General features: G+C 70.4%; 13 protein-coding genes and 1 pseudogene. 2 read left to right on the top strand and 12 right to left on the bottom strand.

Annotated elements, in window-relative coordinates; all coding sequences use genetic code 11:
* Window positions 1-31 precede the first annotated feature (31 nt).
* The 4 genes from AB5J49_RS05830 to AB5J49_RS05815 form a co-directional block, all read right to left on the bottom strand.
* Window positions 32-1,546 carry a glycoside hydrolase family 43 protein gene (locus tag AB5J49_RS05830; RefSeq protein ID WP_369167366.1) on the bottom strand — a complete coding sequence of 505 codons (1,515 nt, stop codon included), beginning with the start codon at window positions 1,544-1,546 and terminating at the stop codon, window positions 32-34.
* A 44-nt stretch (window positions 1,547-1,590) separates the two neighbouring features.
* The gene (locus AB5J49_RS05825; protein ID WP_369167365.1) at window positions 1,591-3,726 is read right to left on the bottom strand and encodes an alpha-galactosidase; all 2,136 of its coding nucleotides are present in this window, start codon (window positions 3,724-3,726) and stop codon (window positions 1,591-1,593) included.
* 543 nt (window positions 3,727-4,269) lie between these two features.
* Entirely contained in the window at window positions 4,270-5,376 is a 1,107-nt protein-coding gene (locus AB5J49_RS05820) for a ricin-type beta-trefoil lectin domain protein (protein WP_369167364.1), read from the bottom strand.
* A gap of 443 nt (window positions 5,377-5,819) precedes the next feature.
* Window positions 5,820-7,448, bottom strand: coding sequence for a PucR family transcriptional regulator (locus tag AB5J49_RS05815; protein ID WP_369175054.1), 1,629 nt, complete (start codon window positions 7,446-7,448; stop codon window positions 5,820-5,822).
* A 287-nt stretch (window positions 7,449-7,735) separates the two neighbouring features.
* Here AB5J49_RS05815 and AB5J49_RS05810 point away from each other — a divergent pair, with 287 nt between their 5' ends.
* Window positions 7,736-9,004 carry an aspartate aminotransferase family protein gene (locus AB5J49_RS05810; protein WP_369167363.1) on the top strand — a complete coding sequence of 423 codons (1,269 nt, stop codon included), beginning with the start codon at window positions 7,736-7,738 and terminating at the stop codon, window positions 9,002-9,004.
* A 57-nt stretch (window positions 9,005-9,061) separates the two neighbouring features.
* On the top strand, window positions 9,062-9,238 hold the full coding sequence (locus tag AB5J49_RS05805; RefSeq protein WP_369175053.1) for a cupin domain-containing protein: 177 nt from the start codon (window positions 9,062-9,064) through the stop codon (window positions 9,236-9,238).
* An 87-nt stretch (window positions 9,239-9,325) separates the two neighbouring features.
* On the opposite strand, the pseudogene AB5J49_RS05800 reads toward AB5J49_RS05805, so the two are convergent.
* The 8 genes and pseudogenes from AB5J49_RS05800 to AB5J49_RS05765 all read right to left on the bottom strand — a co-directional run.
* Window positions 9,326-9,454 (bottom strand): annotated as a pseudogene (locus tag AB5J49_RS05800) (VapC toxin family PIN domain ribonuclease); the annotation flags it as partial.
* Between the two features lie 225 nt (window positions 9,455-9,679).
* The gene (locus AB5J49_RS05795) at window positions 9,680-10,663 is read right to left on the bottom strand and encodes a D-2-hydroxyacid dehydrogenase (protein WP_369167362.1); all 984 of its coding nucleotides are present in this window, start codon (window positions 10,661-10,663) and stop codon (window positions 9,680-9,682) included.
* 1 nt (window position 10,664) lies between these two features.
* The gene (locus tag AB5J49_RS05790; protein WP_369167361.1) at window positions 10,665-12,116 is read right to left on the bottom strand and encodes an NAD-dependent succinate-semialdehyde dehydrogenase; all 1,452 of its coding nucleotides are present in this window, start codon (window positions 12,114-12,116) and stop codon (window positions 10,665-10,667) included.
* Between the two features lie 41 nt (window positions 12,117-12,157).
* Complete coding sequence (locus AB5J49_RS05785) at window positions 12,158-13,438, bottom strand: NAD(P)/FAD-dependent oxidoreductase (RefSeq protein WP_369167360.1); 1,281 nt, start codon at window positions 13,436-13,438, stop codon at window positions 12,158-12,160.
* Between the two features lie 106 nt (window positions 13,439-13,544).
* Window positions 13,545-14,384: an ABC transporter permease gene (locus tag AB5J49_RS05780; RefSeq protein ID WP_369167359.1), complete on the bottom strand. Its 840-nt coding sequence runs from the start codon at window positions 14,382-14,384 to the stop codon at window positions 13,545-13,547.
* A complete protein-coding gene (locus tag AB5J49_RS05775) occupies window positions 14,381-15,283 on the bottom strand; it encodes an ABC transporter permease (RefSeq protein ID WP_369167358.1) in 903 nt (300 codons plus the stop codon). Before AB5J49_RS05775 ends, AB5J49_RS05780 begins: the two co-directional genes overlap by 4 nt.
* A 3-nt stretch (window positions 15,284-15,286) precedes the next feature.
* Window positions 15,287-16,453 carry an ABC transporter ATP-binding protein gene (locus tag AB5J49_RS05770; RefSeq protein WP_369167357.1) on the bottom strand — a complete coding sequence of 389 codons (1,167 nt, stop codon included), beginning with the start codon at window positions 16,451-16,453 and terminating at the stop codon, window positions 15,287-15,289.
* On the bottom strand, window positions 16,446-17,543 hold the full coding sequence (locus AB5J49_RS05765) for an extracellular solute-binding protein (protein WP_369167356.1): 1,098 nt from the start codon (window positions 17,541-17,543) through the stop codon (window positions 16,446-16,448). Before AB5J49_RS05765 ends, AB5J49_RS05770 begins: the two co-directional genes overlap by 8 nt.
* Window positions 17,544-17,699 lie beyond the last annotated feature (156 nt).

Below are 17,699 nucleotides of genomic sequence, written 5' to 3'. Positions count from 1 at the left end.
GCAGAGGGAGGCAGAGGGGAGGGAGCCTGGTTCAGCCGTCGAGGGGCTCGTAGTCGAACCAGTCGAAGTGGACGGTGCCTGCCGCGGCGTACATGCCGATGACCCGGCCCGTGAAGCCGCCGGCGACCTCGGTCGACAGGTAGCGGCCGTCGAGGGTCGCGAGCTCGGTGAACGTGCCGTCGGGCTGTTCGACGCCGAGGGAGACCACGTCGGGTCCGGTGCACGGCCCGTGCGGAGAGGGCGGTTCCGTGATCGTGACGGCGAGGGCCACCGGCCCGGCGGGCACGGACCGCGCGGCCACGACCGTGCGCAGGGAGCCGACGCGCGCGATCACCCGCACCCGCGGGCCGGACACCTCGATCGCGTAGTGGTGTTGCTCGTCGAGCCGGACGGCGAGGCCACCGCTCCCCTCCGCGGCATCGACCAGAGTGCGCGCCCGGCACGACAGATGCCGCTGGCGTCGGCCGGTGAACACCGCGTCGGGCTCGTCCAGGGAGCCGCCCCGTGCGCGGAGCGTCAGCCAGCCGGGGCGCTCCTTGGTGGTGCAGTGCTCGGCGGGCCGGTCGCGCAGGGAGATCCAGGACGGTCGCAGCTCGGCGAGCTCGAAATCGTCCCGGTGCTCCTCGACGGGGGCGGGGGAGAGGGGCCACGGCAACTCGGGCAGTTCCAGGACGACTTCGCCGACGACCGGCCAGTCGTCCACCCAGGTCACGGGCGCGAGGAAGGTCTCCCGGCCGAGCACGTGCCAGCCGGGGGTGCCGCCGCCCGGCCGTACCCCGAGCAGCACCATCCACCACGAACCGTCGGGGGCCTGGACCAGGTCCGCGTGCCCGGTGTTCTGGACGGGGTGGTCGGTGCCGCGATGGGTCAGGATCGGGTTGGCCGGGCACGGCTCGAACGGGCCGCTGGGCGTACGGCCGCGGGCGATCGACACACCGTGGCAGCGCTCGGTGCCGCCCTCGGCGATGAGCAGGTACCAGTAGTCGCCGATCCGGTACAGGTGCGGAGCCTCCGGGGCCTTGGCGCCGGGCCCGCCCGACCAGAGCCGGTGCGGAGTCCCGTACGTCTGCCCGGTGGACGGGTCGATACGGACCTGCGCGACCCCGGCGACCGTGCACCAGCAGGTGCCGTCCTCGTCCCAGACCAGGTCGGGATCGATGCCGGGCACACCCGGCGCCCAGATGGGGTCGGACCACGGTCCGGCGGGGTCGGTGGCCGTGACGATCAGGTTGCCGCCGCCCTCGCTGCAGTTGGTGACGATCAGCCAGAAGCGCCCGTCGTGGTGGCGCAGGGTGGGGGCGTAGATCCCGCCGGAGGACGGCATGTCGGCCGGCAGCCGCAACTGGCTCGGCCGGTCCAGGGCATTGCCGATCTGCCTCCAGTGCACCAGGTCACGGCTGTGGAACAGCGGTACGCCGGGGAAGTACTCGAAGCTGGAGCAGGCCAGGTAGTAGTCGTTGCCGACGCGGCAGACGCTGGGGTCGGGGTGGAAGCCGGGGATCACGGGGTTGGCGAAGCGTCCGCCCGGCTGGTGCAGAGGGGGCACCCGATGGGTCCTCTCGTCGGTTCATGATGCAGACGTGGGGTGGTTCAGGGGGCGCCGGAGTCCGTGGGGGTGATGCGGAGCAGGACGGCGGACGGCGCCGTGGGCAGGGTCAGGCTCAGCTCGGCCGTGTCGGGCATCCAGGCGGAAACGGCCTGGCTGACCGCGGGGTAGAGCAGGTCGACTCGGGCGGCGGTGTCCCGCAGGTGGGGCAGGTGAAGCGTCGTCGTGGCGTCGGTTCCAGGGCGGCGCCAGGCGGTGAGGTAGGTGATGGCGGGAGTGCGCAGGGCCAGGGCGATCCAGGGGTCGTCCCAGGCAGGAAGGCCCAGTGGCCAGCACGGCACGGCTTGCGGCAGGTCGGCGCGGATGGCCTTGTACGCCGCTACCGCCTCGTGGACCAAGGCACGGGCCTCCGGCTCGAGTTCGGGGATGCGGCCGGAGAGATGGATCCGGCCGAGGAGCGCGTTGGCCATGGTGAAGGCCACCTCGTCGAGGGAGTCCTCGGGCTGGGGGTACGCCCAGACGGCACCCTGTTCGGGGGTGACGGCGGTGGGCGCGGACGCCGCGATGGGCGCGTAGCGGTGGAGGTTCTCCTGGTCGCTGGTGGACTGCAACTGCATCCGGGACAGCAGGGCGTGGTCCCAGCGCATGCCGCCGGAGGCGCAGTTCTCCACCACCAGGTGCGGGTAGCGGTCCAGGATGCCGTCGAGCCAGTCGAGGTGCGCCCGGTTGTGGCCGAGCAGGCCGGCGCCCGGGGTCTCGCCGGGGTGGGCGCTGGTGCCGGAGCCGGGGTCGACGTTGTGGTCGAGCTTGAGGTAGCCGACGCCCCACTCGCCGACCAGGCGGTCCACGACCTGGTCCAGGTGGGCACGGGCGGCCGGGTGGCGCAGGTCCAGGTGGTGTCGGCCGGCCTCCGTGACGCGGACGCCGTCGCGGCGGAAGAACGCCTCGTCGGGCAGGGACTCGGCCATGGGGCTGCGTACGCCGATCACCTCCGGCTCCAGCCACAGGCCGGGGACCATGCCGCGTTCCCGGATGCGGTCCAGCACTTCGTGGATCCCCTTCTCCCCGGGGAAACGTGAGGCGGCCGGTTCCCAGGCGCCGACGGTGGTCCACCAGCCGCCGTTGTCGCCGTCGTACCAGCCGGCGTCGATCACGAAGTACTCCGCGCCCGCGTCGGCCGCCGCGTCGATATGCGGCAGCAGCTTCTCGGTCGTGGGGTCGCCCATCAGGCAGTTCATGTAGTCGTTGAAGATGACGGGCAGGCGCTGGTGGTCGGCGTGCGGGCGGCGCTGGGCGCGGCGGTAGCGGGTCAGCGCGGTGAACGCGGCGTCGGGGCCGCCGTCCGCGCTGAAGGACAGTGCGGCGGGTACGGTGCGGAAGGCGGCGCCGGGTTCAAGGGGGTGCCGCCAGCCGTGGTGGGTGTCGGTGGGGCCGAACAGTGCCGCGTATGCCGCCTTGTCGCGCTCTTCGCATTCCCAGCGCCAGCCCCCGCCGTTGTGCTCGATCTGCCACACCCAGGTGCGGCCGGAGCGGCGGTCCGTCAGGCCGCCCATGGGCAGGTGTCCGCAACTGGACCAGGTGCCCTGTCCATTGAGGGCGAAGCCGGATCTGCCGTGCCCGTTGCTCACCCGTCCGCCATGGGCCGGTGTGGTCAGGCGCATCGGCTGTCGCCGCCAGTGGCATTCGGCGAGCCAGTCGTTCTCCGCCCACAGCAGGTCCGCTGCGTCGATGGCCGCCGGGTCCTGGGGGGTGAGGCAGCCCACTGCGAGCGAGCTGACCGACTCCAGGTGCAGCGTGGTCTGCCCTTCATTGCGCAGGGTCACCTCGCTGCGGAGCACGGGGATGCCGTCCGGCGATCGGTAGGTCACTTCCGCGGCCAGCCCGGTTTCCGGATCGTGGAGGTGCACGGTGAGTGTGTGCCAGTCGCCGTCGCGGGTCGCGCGATGGGTCCGGTGGCGCAGACGCCCGCCGAGCTCGGTGCCGACGAGGCGGTTGCCCGACCAGCCGCGGCCGTGCCCCGTGGCCATCACCTCCAACAGGGGCAGGGACGCACCAGGGGTTGTCCGCGCCTCGCCGGGCAGTCCGACGTGCGTGAGGCGCGGGCTGCCGTCGTCATCGACGACGATCTCGAGCTGGAGGGCCTCGTGCCCCCAGCGGAAGGTTTCCTGTTCCATGGTCATCGCTGGCCCTTTCAGGGGCAGTGCCCGCGCAGAACCGCGCAGCCACCGGGCGGGACTTCGCGCGTGACTGCGCCGGGCTGCCCGTGAGCGAGGCCGGTGCGGCCGCTCACGCGACCGAGGCTGCTGCGCTGACGGAGCTTGTGCGGTTCAACTCATGACTCATGGCGGCGGCCTCCCCACGGCGGAGCTGTCGAAGCGCTTCGCTTGGCAGGCGAAAGTTAACGGACAAGTTTCGTGCGAAACAAGGGTCTTGACGGTGAGAAACTTTCCCCAACTGGCTCCATTGACAGCCCGTCAAGGGAAATGGCATCGTCGAAGCGCTTCGACGGCACCCCTCTTCAGGGCCGGCTCCACACTCGGCTTTCCGAGGGGTGCGGCGTGGGCTCGGCGTGCTGGGCACGGCCTCTCACGCACACGGGGTATCGCCGTCAGGCCATCGGACCACTGGCCCCGGCCACGCCGGGCGTCGCCACCCGGCGGCGCCCGCCACCGGTGTTGTCCCGGAACCTGAGCCCGGAAGGGCTCAGGTCCCGGGAGCGGGGGTCATCCGGCGGTCAGAGTGGTCCACTTCTGGTTGGAGCCGCCGTGGCAGTCCCACAGCTGGAGCTGTGTGCCGTCAGTCGTGGAGGAGCCCGGAATGTCGAGGCAGCGGCCGGAGGCGGGGTTGCGGTAGCCGCCGTTGTAGGGCTGCCAGACCTGGTTGGCGCCGCCGTGGCAGGCCCAGGTCTGCACCTTGGTGCCGTTGGCGGTGGCCCCGCCGGCGGCGTCGAGGCACTTGCCCATGGAGCGCAGGGTGCCGTCGGTGTAGGCGGACCAGTACTGGTTGGCACCGTCGCCGCAGCTCCACGTCTGGACGGCGGTCCCGTCGGCGGTGTTGGCGCCGTTGACGTCCATGCACTTGCCGGTGATGCCGGACTGCACGCGTGCGGCGGCGGGTGCGGGGTTCTTCAGCCACCCGGCGCTGTCCGCGGCCTGGACACCGCGGTGGAAGGCGTCGGCCATCTTCTGGTAGCCCGAGTCGTTGGGATGCAGGGCATCGGCGAGGTCGGCCGTGGTCAGGCTGCTCATGTCCACGTATGCGACATGCTTGCCCGCGGCCTGTGCGTCGCTCACGATCCGGGGGATGGCCTGGTTGTACGCGGCCCTGTACTGCTCCTCCGAGCCGCTGGTGGACACGACCAGGGAGGCCACGAGGACGGTTGCGTCCGGGGCGGCGGCGGTGATCTGGTTGACCAGCGACCTCAGCCGATCGGTGGCGGTGGAGACCTGGTAGCTCTCGTTGAGATCGTTGGTGCCGATCTTCAGCGTCACTACGTTGGGCCGGTAGCGGGTCAGTGAAGCGTCGGCGAGTGCGGCAATCTGGTGGATCTTGTATCCGGAGTGGCCTTCGTTGTCGGGATCGGACATCGACCCGCCCCGCAACGTGCCGACGAAGTCCAGCGGATGGCCGTCCGCGGCGAGCTTGTTCCACAACGGGCCCCGGTAGCCGTTGCCCGTACTGCTGCCCACACCCCAGGTTATGGAGTCACCCAACGGCATGACCCGCAAAGGTGTGTTGGGGGCGGCGGAGGCAGGGGTCACACCTGCCGCCATCACCCCGAGCGCGGCAGTGGCAAGCGTGACCAGGGGAAGAATCCAGGACTTTCTCAAGGCAGGCGTCCTCTTCGGTGAGTGAGTGCTGAATCGACGGGACTGATCGCCGTCCGTGTCAGCAACTCGGCCGCCGCGCCGTCCCGTCGGCGTCGGCGGGCGCCTGACGTACTGACAGAACGGCGTGGTGGGGAGCCTCGTGCGCTGTGAGCGTTGCCGAGCGGGCGGGTTCGACCCTGACCGGCCCTTGAGCGCCCTGGTACAGATATCACGCAGATCACCGCCAGGACATCCCATGGATGCGTGAATTTTGGGTTCGGTGGTGCCGAGGTGAGGTCTGCGTCGCTTCGTCCTACCGCCGCTGCTCCGACGGCCTGTTCGCCGCTCTTTCCCTCTCCGGCGCCGACCCGTTGACATCCCATGTCTGGTCGCTGCTGTTCGAATCGTGCCTGGCCCAGGATCGGCTCCCGGTCATGCTGGATCAGGCCGTAGGTCGTTGCACGTCAGTGGGCTCGAAACACATCGCGCGCCGTCAGAGCCGTGTGGAGTTCGGTGCGTTGTTCGCCGGATTCCAGGTCGCGGTCGAGGAGACGCTCGATGGTGCGCAGGCGTTGGTACATGGTGTCGCGCGACAGGCCGCCCCGGCGAGCGGCGTTGGTCTTGTTGCCGGCCGCTTCGAGGTAGTGGCGCAGGGTCGCCAGCAGGTCGGTGCCGTGCTGGGTGTCGTAGTCGATGAGCCGCCCGAGCTGCTGTTCGGCGTACTCCTGGATCCGGGTGTCCTCGCGCAGGGCGTACAGCAGGCGGCGCAGGCCGATGTCGGACAGCTCGTGGAAGGACCGGTCGGGGGGGAGGGGTTGGCCCGGCGGGGTGGCCTCGACGACGCGGGCCGCCTCGCGGAAGGAACGGGCGGTGTCGGAGAGATGCGTGACTTCGGAGCCGACCGTCACGACTGCTTGTGGGGCCAGGCTCAGTGCGGTGCCGCACAGGCGCTCGACGATGGGGCGCCAGGGTTGGGAGAGACGAGGAGCCAGCAGGATGCCGAGGCGGCCGGGGGCCAGCTCGCCGACGAGGGCCGAGACGCCTGCCGTTCGGAGATCCTCGAACAGGCGGGTCTCGAGCCCGGGGCCCCAGTCCCCTGCGCGGAGGTCCACGAGGATCGCGACGAACCGGTCCCGATCGGTCGGCAGGCCCAGTGCGGCGCAGCGGGCGCGGGCGTCCTGCGCAGAGCGGTGGCGCTGTTCGACCAGGTCGCGCAGGGCGTTTCGGTGTGCGGTGCGTTCCCAGGGAGTGGGGTGGATGAGACGGGCGACGGTCAGGGCCATCGCGGTCCTCTCCAGCACGGTGATGTCCTGCGGGCCGAAGGCCGGCCCGTCGTCGGTGCGCGTGGGGAGCATGGCCACACGGCCCCAGCGTTCGCCCTGGTACTCGACGGGTGTCGTGAGCCAGCCCTCCGGGCCGCAGATCGCCGTATGGTCGCCGGGCCCGGTGGCTCTGGAGCGCTGTTCCCAGTCGGTGAGCGCCTCCTCCATCGCGCCTCCGGACGGTGCGCAGATCAGTGCCTGGTGCACCAGGTTCTCCAGGACGACCGTGTGGCCGCTCATCTCCGCCGCCGCGCGCATCACGTCCTCCGGCCCGGCTCCGCGCAGCGTGAGAGCGGTGAACGCCTCGTGGATGCGCTGCGTGCGGCGCATGGCGTCCGTCTGGTTGCCCAGCAGGAGCGCGTGCACGACCTGGGTGACCTCAAGGAAGTTGACGTCCTTGGCCAGCGTGACGAGAGGCAGGCCGCGCAGGCGAGAGGCGTCGACGAGCGTGTCCGGCGGGCGGTGGTAGCGGCGTACGAGTTCGATGACCAGTGCCGCGGCCCCGACGTCGGCGAGTTCGTCGACGTACCGGCGCACGCCGGACGCGTCCTGCGGCAGCGGCATACCGGTGGTGAGGACGAGCTCGCCGCCCTTGAGGAAGGAGGCGGGGTCGGTGAGTTCGGTGATGTGGACCCACCTGACGGGCCGGTCCAGGTGCGGCACGCCGGTGACAACCTGGGGCCGTCCGGCGGCCAGGACGGGAAGGGCCAGGACGTCGGCCACGGTGACCGGACGGGTGGCTCCCTGACCGGCCGGGTTGTTGTCGTTCACGGAGTTCACGGAGTCTCCATGGCGGTGGCCCTGCTCAGGGCTCCTCTTGGGCGGAGCCGAGAGTGGGCACGAAGCCCAGATTCCGGGGGTGTCCGGCAACTGTGACAAGCGTCGCTGACCTGCGCAAGAGCGGTCCGGCGGGAAGCGGCACCCGGCACGCCCCGAGCCGGCTGACACAACGTCCGGATGTCACGGCCCGGCCGGACAGATCGCACGTTGGCGCACCTCTGGTCCGCGGAGATGCTCGGGACAGCGCAGCAGACGAACACCGAGGCCGGGAGACGAACATGACCGCACTGTCGCCGCACCTTCGCCAGGCCACGCCCGTGGTGGCGGTCCGGGGCGAGGGCGTCCACCTCTTCGACCAGGACGGCCGCCGTTACCTCGACTTCACCGCCGGCATCGGCGTCACCAGCACCGGGCACTGCCACCCCAAGGTCGTGGCGGCGGCGCAGGAGCAGGCGGGCACGCTGATCCATGGCCAGTACACGACGGTCATGCACCAGCCGCTGCGCCGGCTCGTCGACAAGCTCGGTGAGGTGCTGCCGGCCGGACTGGACAGTCTGTTCTTCACCAACTCCGGCAGCGAGGCCGTCGAGGCCGCGTTGCGGCTGGCCCGCCAGGCCACGGGCCGGCCGAACGTCATCGTGTGTCACGGCGGCTTCCACGGCCGTACGGTCGCCGCCGCCGCCATGACCACCTCCGGCACCCGATTCCGGTCCGGTTTCGCACCGCTGATGAGCGGGGTGGTCGTCACCCCGTTCCCGTCGGCCTACCGCTACGGCTGGGACGAGGAGACCGCGACCCGCTTCGCGCTGCAGGAGCTCGACTACACGCTCCAGACGATCTCCTCGCCCGCCGACACGGCAGCGATCATCGTCGAGCCGGTCCTCGGCGAGGGTGGCTACGTGCCCGCCAACCGCGCCTTCATGGAGGGCCTGCGGGAGCGCGCGGACCGCCACGGCTTCCTCCTCATCCTCGACGAGGTGCAGACCGGCGTCGGCCGCACGGGCCGCTTCTGGGGCCATGACCACTTCGGCGTCACTCCGGACATCCTCGTCACCGCCAAGGGTCTGGCAAGCGGGTTCCCGCTGTCCGGCATCGCAGCCTCCGAGGAGCTGATGACCAAGGCGTGGCCGGGCTCGCAGGGCGGCACGTACGGCGCCAACGCCGTGGCCTGCGCGGCGGCCGTCGCCACCCTCGACGTCGTACGCGACGAGAAGCTCGTCGAGAACGCCGAGGCGATGGGCAAGCGGCTGCGCCAGGGCCTGGAGGCGGTGGCCGACCGGACCCCGGGTATCGGCGATGTCCGCGGCCTCGGGCTGATGCTGGCCACCGAGTTCGTCACCGAGGACGGCAGCCCCGACCCCGAGACCGCCGCCCGGGTGCAGCGCGCCGCGGTCGACGAGGGGCTGCTCCTGCTGCTGTGCGGCGCCTGGAACCAGGTCGTCCGCATGATCCCGGCACTCGTTATCGACGAGACGGCGGTGGACGAGGGCCTCCAGGCGTGGGCGGCCGCGGTTGAGGTCGGCACATCGGGAGCGGCTGGGCGATGACGGTCACCACCACGGCCCTGGAGCCGATGGTCGCGCGGCTCGCCGAGACCGCCTCCGATCAAGGGCGAGCTCTTCGAGTTCTGCCACATCCTTTCCGGCGTCATCGAAATCACGCCGGAAGGTGGCGAGCCGGCGGTCTACAAGGCAGGCGACAGCTTTGTCATGAAGCCGGGCTTCGTCGGTATCTGGAAGACCATCGAAACCGTGCGCAAGATCTACCTGACCGTGTCGTAACGCCGATGCCGCAGGGCACGACCGTCGGCGAGACCTCTCGCGAGGGCAGCCTGTCCAGAAGGCGCGTGTCCTCGATGCCCTGAGGCACGCGCTGTGGCCGGAATCCAGCTTGGCGATGGGGTATGAGGCGATGAGACCGGCGGCTGCCGCCCGGTCCCATCCGTACTGCTCGGCGTCGCCACGCGGAAAGCAGCTGGCGCACGGAGAGTCCCAGATCGAAGGGGTTCTCCGTGCCCGCGGCCCGCAGGCGGTGAGTGGCGAAGCCTGCCGCCGGTTCTCCAGCGCCTCGCGCAAGCGGCAGCGGAACGTGGCGGCCGGCTCGACGGCACGGTCCGGGCCGAGCATGCGAAGCACCATAAGGGCAACGGTGCGCACCACAAAGACGAGTTGCACGCGCCCCGGCCGGTAGGAGTTACCGGCCGGGGCGCGTGCTACTCGCTCTCAGGCGGGGTGCGTCTCGTCGACCACGTATCCGCGCCGCTTGTCCACCACGTTGCGCAGCGGCCGGCCCTCGATGTGCCGGGTGAGGTTGTCGAGGAACACCTCGACGAGCGCGTCCCGCTCGCTGGTGGTCTCGCCCGCCGTGTGCGGGGAGATCATCACGCCGGGCATGTCCCACAGGGGTGATTCGGCAGGCAGCGGTTCCTGGACGAACACGTCCAGGGCTGCACCGGCGAGCCGTCCGGCGGCGAGGTGGTCGACCAGCGCCTCCTCGTCGACGAGTCCGCCCCGGCCTACGTTGATCAGCCGCGCCCCCGGCTTCATGGCGGCGAGCACGGGGGCGTCGACCATGCCCCGGGTGCCCTGGGTGAGGGGTGCGGCCAGGACGACGTAGTCCGCTTCCGTCAGGGCGGAGCGCAGGGTCGTCGCACCGTGGACCGTGCCGAAGTCGGGGTCGTCCGTGCGGGCCTTGCGGCCCGCGCCGCACACACGCATCCCGACGGCGCGCAGCAGCCGGGCGATGGCCCGGCCGATCGGCCCCGTCCCCCAGACCAGCACGGTGCGTCCGGTGATGCCGTCACTGGGGCGCGGACGCCACTCACGGCGTCGGTGGTGCTCCCAGGTGCCGGGGAAGTCCTTGGCGAGGGCAAGGATCAGGCCGAGCACGTACTCGGCGGTCGGCTGGTCGTAGACCCCCCGGGCGTTGGTCAGGACAACGCCCGGATCGTCCACAAGGGCGGGGAACAGGAAGGAGTCCACGCCCGCGGAGGCCGCGTGAACCCAGCGGGGTGCCTTCTCCGGGTTGTCGGGCCAGGCCTCACGGATGGCCGGGGTGATGGTCACCCAGGCCAGGAGGACGTCGGCGCCGGGGAGGAGGTAGGGCAGTTCCTCCTCCGTGGCGTAGACGGTGTCCGCGAGCCGTTCGATGCGTGCGGTGGCGGGGGGCCGGTTGCCGCGGTAGAGGACGACGAGTCGGTCGCGCATCTCAGGCTCCGACGGGGACGGCCATGTACTTGTACTCCAGGAACTCGTCGATGCCGACGCGTCCGCCTTCGCGGCCGAGGCCGGACTGCTTGACGCCGCCGAAGGGGGCGGCGGGGTTGGAGACCAGTCCGGTGTTGATGCCGATCATGCCGGACTCAAGGCGTTCGCTGACGCGCAGGGCACGGTCAAGGTGCTGGGTGAACAGGTAGGCGGCCAGGCCGAATTCGGTGTTGTTGGCGGCGGCGATGGCCTCGTCCTCGTCGTCGAAGGTGAGGATGGCGGCGACGGGGCCGAAGACTTCGGTGTCGTTGATGGCGGCGACGGCGGAGATGCCGGTGAGGACGGTGGGCGGGTAGAAGCATCCAGGGCCGTCGGGGAGTTCGCCGCCGGTGAGGACGGTGGCTCCGTGCTTGACGGCGTCGCGGACGACGTCGTGGGCCTTGCTGCGGCCGGCGACGTCGATGAGGGGGCCGACGTCGGTGCCGGGTTCGGTGCCGGGGCCGACGGTGAGGGCGGCCATGCGGGTGGCGAGGCGGGTGGCGAACTCGTCGGCGATGGAGGTGTGGACGTAGATGCGGTTGGCGGCGCAGCAGGATTCGCCCATGTTGCGCATCTTGGCGACCAGGGTGCCTTCGATGGCGGTGTCGAGGTCGGCGTCGTCGAAGACGATGAGGGGGGCGTTGCCGCCGAGTTCCATGCTGGTGCGTATGACGGTGTCGGCGCACTGGGCCAGCAGGATGCGGCCGACCTGGGTGGAGCCGGTGAAGGAGAGTTTGCGGATCTGTCCGCCGCGCAGGAGGGGTTCGACGACGCCGGCGGCGTCGGTGGTGGTGACGATGTTGAGGACGCCGTCGGGGAGGCCGGCTTCCTTGAGGATGGCGGCGAGGGCGAGGCTGGTCAGGGGGGTCTGGGGGGCGGGTTTGAGGACGATGGTGCAGCCGGCGGCGATGGCGGGGCCGATCTTGCGGGTGCCCATCGCGAGGGGGAAGTTCCAGGGGGTGATGAGCAGGCAGGGGCCGACGGGCTGACGGGTGACCAGCAGGCGGTTCTTGCCGTCGGGGGCGGTCGTCATGCCGCCGTCGATACGGACGGCTTCCTCGGAGAACCAGCGGAAGAACTCGGCGCCGTAGGCGACTTCGGCCCGCGCCTCGGCCAGGGGCTTGCCCATCTCCAGGGTCATCAGCAGCGCGAGGTCCTCGGTGCGCGCGATGATGATGTCGTAGGCGCGGCGCAGGATCTCGCTGCGGGCGCGGGGCGGGGTGGCGGCCCAGGCGGCCTGCGCGGCGACCGCCGCCTCGACGGCACGCCGGCCGTCGGCGGGGGAGGCGTCGGCGACTTGGCACAGTTCCTCGCCGGTGGCGGGGTTGTCGACGGACAGGGTCCGGCCGGACTCCGCGTCCTGCCAGCCACCGCCGATGAACAGTTGCTTGGGAACATCACGGACGACAGTCATCGTGGGTATCTCCTTGTATGTGCAGAGGGGCTGCCGACCGGTCAGCGGATGCGGTCCAGCGTCTTGTAGTAGGCGCCCGCGAAAGGCAGGAACCAGGCAGTGCCGTTGTAGAGGGGGATGCGGGGCGGGGCCAGGTCGCGGACGGGGCTGACCTCGGGGTGGCCGTCCATCACCTCGGCCATGACCTGCCCCATGTGCGTGGCCATCTGCACGCCGTGGCCCGCGTATCCCATGGAGTAGTAGACGCCGTCATCGGTCTGCCCGGCGTGCACGATGCGGTCCATCGCGAAGCCGACGGAGCCGCCCCACACGTACTCGACCTTTGTCCGGGAGAGTTGGGGGAAGATCTCGCACATCTCGCGGAACAGGACGGCCCCGCTCTTCTTGTCCGAGGTGGGGTCCGACGGTGCGAAGCGGGCGCGGCCGCCGAACAGCAGCCGGTTGTCCGGGGTGAGCCGGAAGTAGTGGCAGACCTGGTTGGAGTCGACGATGAGGCGGGCCTTCGGGATGATGTCCCGGGCGAGCTCCTCGCCGAGCGGCTCGGTCACGATGATGAAGCTGCCCAGGCAGACCTGCTGGCGGCGCAGCCACGGGAAGTTCTTGTCGGTGTAGGCGTCGGTGGCCATCATGACCTGCCCGGCGCGGATCACACCGCGCTCGGTGCTGACCTCGAACCGGCCGGCGGCGGTACGCCGCACGCTGATGGCCGCGTTGCGCTCGTGGATCTCGACACCGGTGCGCTCGCACGCCTCGGCCATGCCGCGCACGAAGCGGCCGACGTGCAGTGCGGCGCTGAACGGGTCGAGCAGGCCGCCGTGGTAGGCGTCGGATCCGATCTCGGAACGCAGCTCGGACTTACCGATCAGAGTGGTCTCGTGTCCGAAGTGCTTGGCCAGGTCGCGCTGTTGGGCCTTCTTGCCTTCGAAGTGGGCGGGGCGGGACGCGACGCCCAGGCGTCCGACGCGGCGGAACTGGCAGTCGATGGACTCCTCGTTCACCAGCCGCTCGACGGTGTCCACGGCCTCGCCGTAGGAGTTGTAGATCTCGCGGGCCCGTTCGGGTCCGTACCGACGGATGGCCTGGCGTACGCCGATGGTGAAGCCCAGGTTGGCCATGCCGCCGTTGCGCGCGGAGGCACCGGAGCCGATCTGGCCCTTCTCGACGAGGGTGACGCGGGCGCCCTTACGGGCGGCGTGGAGGGCGGTGGACAGACCCGTCAGTCCGGCGCCGACGACCACCAGGTCGGTGTCCTCGGTCAGCGGCTTGCCGGACCGGTCGGGAAGCACCCCGGCGGTTTCTATCCAGTAGGGAATCGTCTTCATTGCGGGTCCTCTGCGGGGAGTTACGAAGTGGAGGCGCGGCCGGGCGTCACCAGGGGCCCGGCCGACGGCGCTGTCAGCGGTAGCGCGGCTTGTGCCTGTGCAAGGCTCAGGTGAGGGGGTCGACGGGGAGGACGTTCTGGCCGTTGCGGTGGCCGCCGAGTTTGCGGACGACGGCGACCAGGGCGAGGGCGAGGACGGCCAGGGCGATGAGGACCGCGCTGACGGCGGTGACGGTCGGGTCGACGTCGAACTGCAGGGCGTTGAAGACCAGGACCGGCAGGGTGCGGGTGTCGGGGGTGGACATGAACTGCGCGATGAAGAACTCGTCGAAGCTGGTGATGAAGGAGAACACGGCGGCGGCGATGAGGCCGGGTGTGGCCAGGGGGAAGGTGATGCGCCGGGCGATGGTGAGCCTGTTGGCGCCCATGCTGGCGGCGGCGTCTTCGAGTCGTTCATCGATGCCCTTGAGGGTGGAGATCATGATGAGGATCGCCACCGGTGCGGCGAGCACGGTGTGGCCGAGGGCGATGGCCAGGGGGCTGCCGAGCATGCCGACGGGTTCGAAGAAGAGGAACAGACCGAGTGCGATGACCACCTGGGGGATGAGCATGGGGGCCAGGACCAGTCCGTAGACGGCGGTGTGCAGGGGGAGGCGGCCGCGGGCCAGGGCGGTGGCGGCGGTGACTCCCAGGATCAGGGAGAACACGGTGGTCAGTGCGGCGACCAGGCTGGACAGGGCGATGGAGGTGGTCCAGTTCCCGCCGGGTGCAGCCATCTGCTCGTACCAGTGGGTGCTGTACTCCTTCGGCGGGAAGGTGCCGATGCCGTCGGCGCCGAAGGAGGTGACCACGATGATCACGATGGGCATGGCCAGGAACAGCAGGATGGCGGTGGCGCTCAGGGCGCGGCCGATGTGTCCGGCCCGGGTGGGAGGCAGTTCCATCATGAGCTGCTCCTTCGTGCGTGTGCCTTGGCGCGGCGGAGCCTGGCCAGGCCGAGTACGCCCAGGCCGGCGAAGGTGAGCAGGAGGAGGATGACGCCGAAGGCGGCGGCGGAGTTCCACTGGTCCTGCTTCATCACCTGCTGATCGATCAGCGCCGCGACGACGGTCTGCTTGTCGCCGCCCATCAGGGCGGGGGTGATGTAGTAGCCCAGGCACAGGATGAAGCTGAGCAGCCCCGCGGTGCCGATACCGGGCGCGACCAGCGGCAGGTAGATCCTGCGGAAGATGGTGAACCGGCTCGCGCCGAAACCTGCCGCTGCGGCCAGGAGCCGGCCGTCGACGCCCCGCATCACGCCCTGCAGTACCAGGACGGTGTAGGGCAGCATCACCGAGGTGGTGCCGATGACCACACCGGTCTCGTTGTAGAGCAGGGAGAACGGCGCACCGGGGATGTGCAGCGAGGTCAGCAGCGTGTTGATGAGGCCGTGTTCACCGAGCATGATGATCCAGCCGTAGGTGCGGACCAGGGCACTGATGAAGTGCGGCACGACCACGATCAGCATGGCCAGCGCGGCGAAGACCGGCCGCATCCGGGCGATGGCGTGCGCCAGGACGAAACCCACCAGGAGACTGAGCACCGCGGTCTCGGCGGAGATCCGCAGGGTGGAGAGCAGCACGGACAGGTTCACGCCGCTGAGAGCGTCGGCGTACCAGTGCAGGGTGAACCCGCCGGTGTCGCCCTTCAGGCTGAGGGAGAGCACCCCGATGATCGGGTACACGAACAGCACCAGCAGGAACACCGTGACGGGGACGGCGTTGACCAGCGCGATCCGGGAGCGGTGCCCGCGCATCGCGGACGTTTTCACACGCACCTTGGTGGGTGCGAGAGCGGTGCCGGCCACGGCTCACCCCCCGTCCGTCTCGTCGAAGACACTGACGTCCTCACGGTCGGCGGTGACACAGACCCGCTCGCCGGGACGCGGCGGGGCGGCGGCGGTCTCGATGCGCAGCGGCGGCGTTCCCGGAGCGGCGCCGTCCAGGCGGACGGTGATCCGGGTGAGCGAGCCGACGTAGACGGCCGTCTCGACCGTGCCGGTACAACAGCCCTCCTCGGCACTGACCAGGCGCAGCTTGCCCGGCCGCACCGCGGCGCGCACGCTCTGTCCGGGCACGCAGGGGTGGGCGCGGGCGGTGAGGACGCCGCCGGCGTCCAGCCGTACCCGGGTGCAGTCGTCTGCTCCACCGTCCTCGACCTTGCCGGTGAGGAAGTTGGCGGCGCCGAGGAAGTCGGCGACGAACGGGGTGCGGGGGCGTTCGAAGAGGCCGCGGGGGGTGGCGAACTGCTCTATGCGGCCGTCCTTCATGATGGCGATGCGGTCCGACAGGACCAGGGCTTCCTCCTGGTCGTGCGTGACGTAGATGACGGTCAGGCCGAGTTCGCGCTGGATGGACTTGATCTCGGTCTGCATCTGGTCGCGCAGCTTCTTGTCCAGCGCCCCGAGCGGTTCGTCCATCAGGACGATGGGCGGGCGGTAGACCAGGACCCGGCACAGGGCGACGCGCTGCTGCTGCCCGCCGGACAGTTCACGGGGCTTGCGGCCGGCGAACTTCGACAGGCCCGCCGCCTCCAGGCTCTCGCCGACCCGGCGGCGGATCTCCGCCTTGTCCACCCCCCGCAGTTGCAGGGGGAAGGCGACGTTCTCGGCGACGGTCATGTGGGGGAAGAGCAGGTACTGCTGGAAGACGAAACCGAAGTCACGCTTGCCCGGGTTGAGCCGGGTGATGTCCCGGCCGTCGACGGTGATGGTGCCGGAGTCGGGCTCGGTGAACCCGGCCAGCATCATCAGCGTGGTCGTCTTGCCGGAACCGGAGGAGCCGAGGAAGGTGACGAACTCGCCCGCCGCGATCTCCATGTCCACGCCGTCGACCACGGTCGTCCCGCCGTAGGACTTGCGCAGCCCCGTCACCGACAGCGACTTGCCCGTCGGTGAGGAGGAGCGTGGGGCCAGGGCAACGGCGAGGTCGTCGGCGGACAGCTTTCCGGCGGTCAGACTCTGGGTCCGCTCAGGCATCGGCCCACTCCTGCCAGCGCTTGGCGACGACGTCACGGTTCTTGTCCCACCACGCGACATCGGCGTCGAACCCGGTCTTCAGGTTCTGCGGCGAGGTCGGCAGCGTGGCGAGCACGTCGTCCGAGAGCAGCTCGGTCGCGGCGGGCACGACCGGGCCGCCCGTCGGGGAGAGCTTGGCGAACGCCGCCTGCACCTCGGGGCGCAGCGAGAAGTCGATCAGCTGGTAGGCCGCGTCCGTGTTGCCCGCGCCCTTCGGAATGCCCCACCCGTTGGTGAGCCGGCGCGCCTCGTTCCACTGGTAGGCGACCGGCATCCCCTGCTTGATCAGCTCATCCGCACGCCCGCCCCACAGGCTGGTCGCGACGACCTCCTTGCGGCCCAGCAGCACCGCCGGCAGAGCGCCGGTGTTCCAGAACTTCTTGACATCGCCGCGGATCCGCGAGAGCGAGGCGAACGCCCGGTCCAGGTCCAGCGGGTAGAGCTTGTCCTTGGGCACGCCGTCGGCGAGGAGCGCGAACTCCAGCTCCGGGATGTCGGCATCCGGGCTCTGCAGGGAGCGCGGGCCACTGAAGGAGTGCGTGTTCCAAAAGTCGGCCCAGCTCTTGGGGGCACGCTTCAAACTGTCCGTACGGTAGGCCATCACGCTGGCCCACACGTTCTTGCCGACCGCGTGCTCCGGCAGGTTGTGCTCCGCGATCTGGGCGCCCTTGACACTCTTCAGCCGGTCATGGTCCATCGGCTCCAGACACTCCAGCCGCGTCATCTTCTGGAAGTTCAGCAGCGTGTTGTCCATCAGGTCGACCTGCGGACGGCCCTGCTTGACCTGGGCGATGATCTGCGCCGACTGGTAGTTGACCGTCGTGACGGTGATGCCGGTCTCCTTGGCGAACGGCTCGTAGATCGCCTGGGTCAGCGCGTCGTTGTAGGCGCCACCGCTGTTGCTGACGACGAGCCGCTTCTTGCCGCCGCCCGACGAGCCGCGGCTCTCGCCGGTGCCCATGAGGGTGCCGCAGCCGGCCACCGTGGTGGCGGCGGCCAGAGCGCCTGCGGTGCGGAGTACGGTTCTGCGGCCTATCCGGTTGCTTTCCATGGCGGTGCCTCCTGGAGAACGCTGGGGATACGGGGGAATCCGTGATGCGGGGACGATGCACGGGTCCCGACGGGGGGGAGCCGGGACGCCGTGAGTCGGCGGACGGAAACGCGTAGGGCTCATCGGCGGCCGCGCGCGACCGGGGGCCTACCTAGA

It is taken from the genome of Streptomyces sp. R28 (assembly GCF_041052385.1).
In the GTDB taxonomy this organism is placed as follows: domain Bacteria; phylum Actinomycetota; class Actinomycetes; order Streptomycetales; family Streptomycetaceae; genus Streptomyces.
Note: the sequence above shows the minus strand (reverse complement) of the source record. Positions and strands in the feature narration are given on the sequence as shown.

What these genes read in the sequence shown, in the direction of transcription:
- AB5J49_RS05825 (WP_369167365.1), bottom strand. Translation starts at nt 3,726, where the DNA reads ATGACCATGGAACAGGAAACCTTCCGCTGGGGGCACGAGGCCCTCCAG.
- AB5J49_RS05810 (WP_369167363.1), top strand. Translation starts at nt 7,736, where the DNA reads ATGACCGCACTGTCGCCGCACCTTCGCCAGGCCACGCCCGTGGTGGCG.
- AB5J49_RS05795 (WP_369167362.1), bottom strand. Translation starts at nt 10,663, where the DNA reads ATGCGCGACCGACTCGTCGTCCTCTACCGCGGCAACCGGCCCCCCGCC.
- AB5J49_RS05790 (WP_369167361.1), bottom strand. Translation starts at nt 12,116, where the DNA reads ATGACTGTCGTCCGTGATGTTCCCAAGCAACTGTTCATCGGCGGTGGC.
- AB5J49_RS05785 (WP_369167360.1), bottom strand. Translation starts at nt 13,438, where the DNA reads ATGAAGACGATTCCCTACTGGATAGAAACCGCCGGGGTGCTTCCCGAC.
- AB5J49_RS05780 (WP_369167359.1), bottom strand. Translation starts at nt 14,384, where the DNA reads ATGATGGAACTGCCTCCCACCCGGGCCGGACACATCGGCCGCGCCCTG.
- AB5J49_RS05770 (WP_369167357.1), bottom strand. Translation starts at nt 16,453, where the DNA reads ATGCCTGAGCGGACCCAGAGTCTGACCGCCGGAAAGCTGTCCGCCGAC.
- AB5J49_RS05765 (WP_369167356.1), bottom strand. Translation starts at nt 17,543, where the DNA reads ATGGAAAGCAACCGGATAGGCCGCAGAACCGTACTCCGCACCGCAGGC.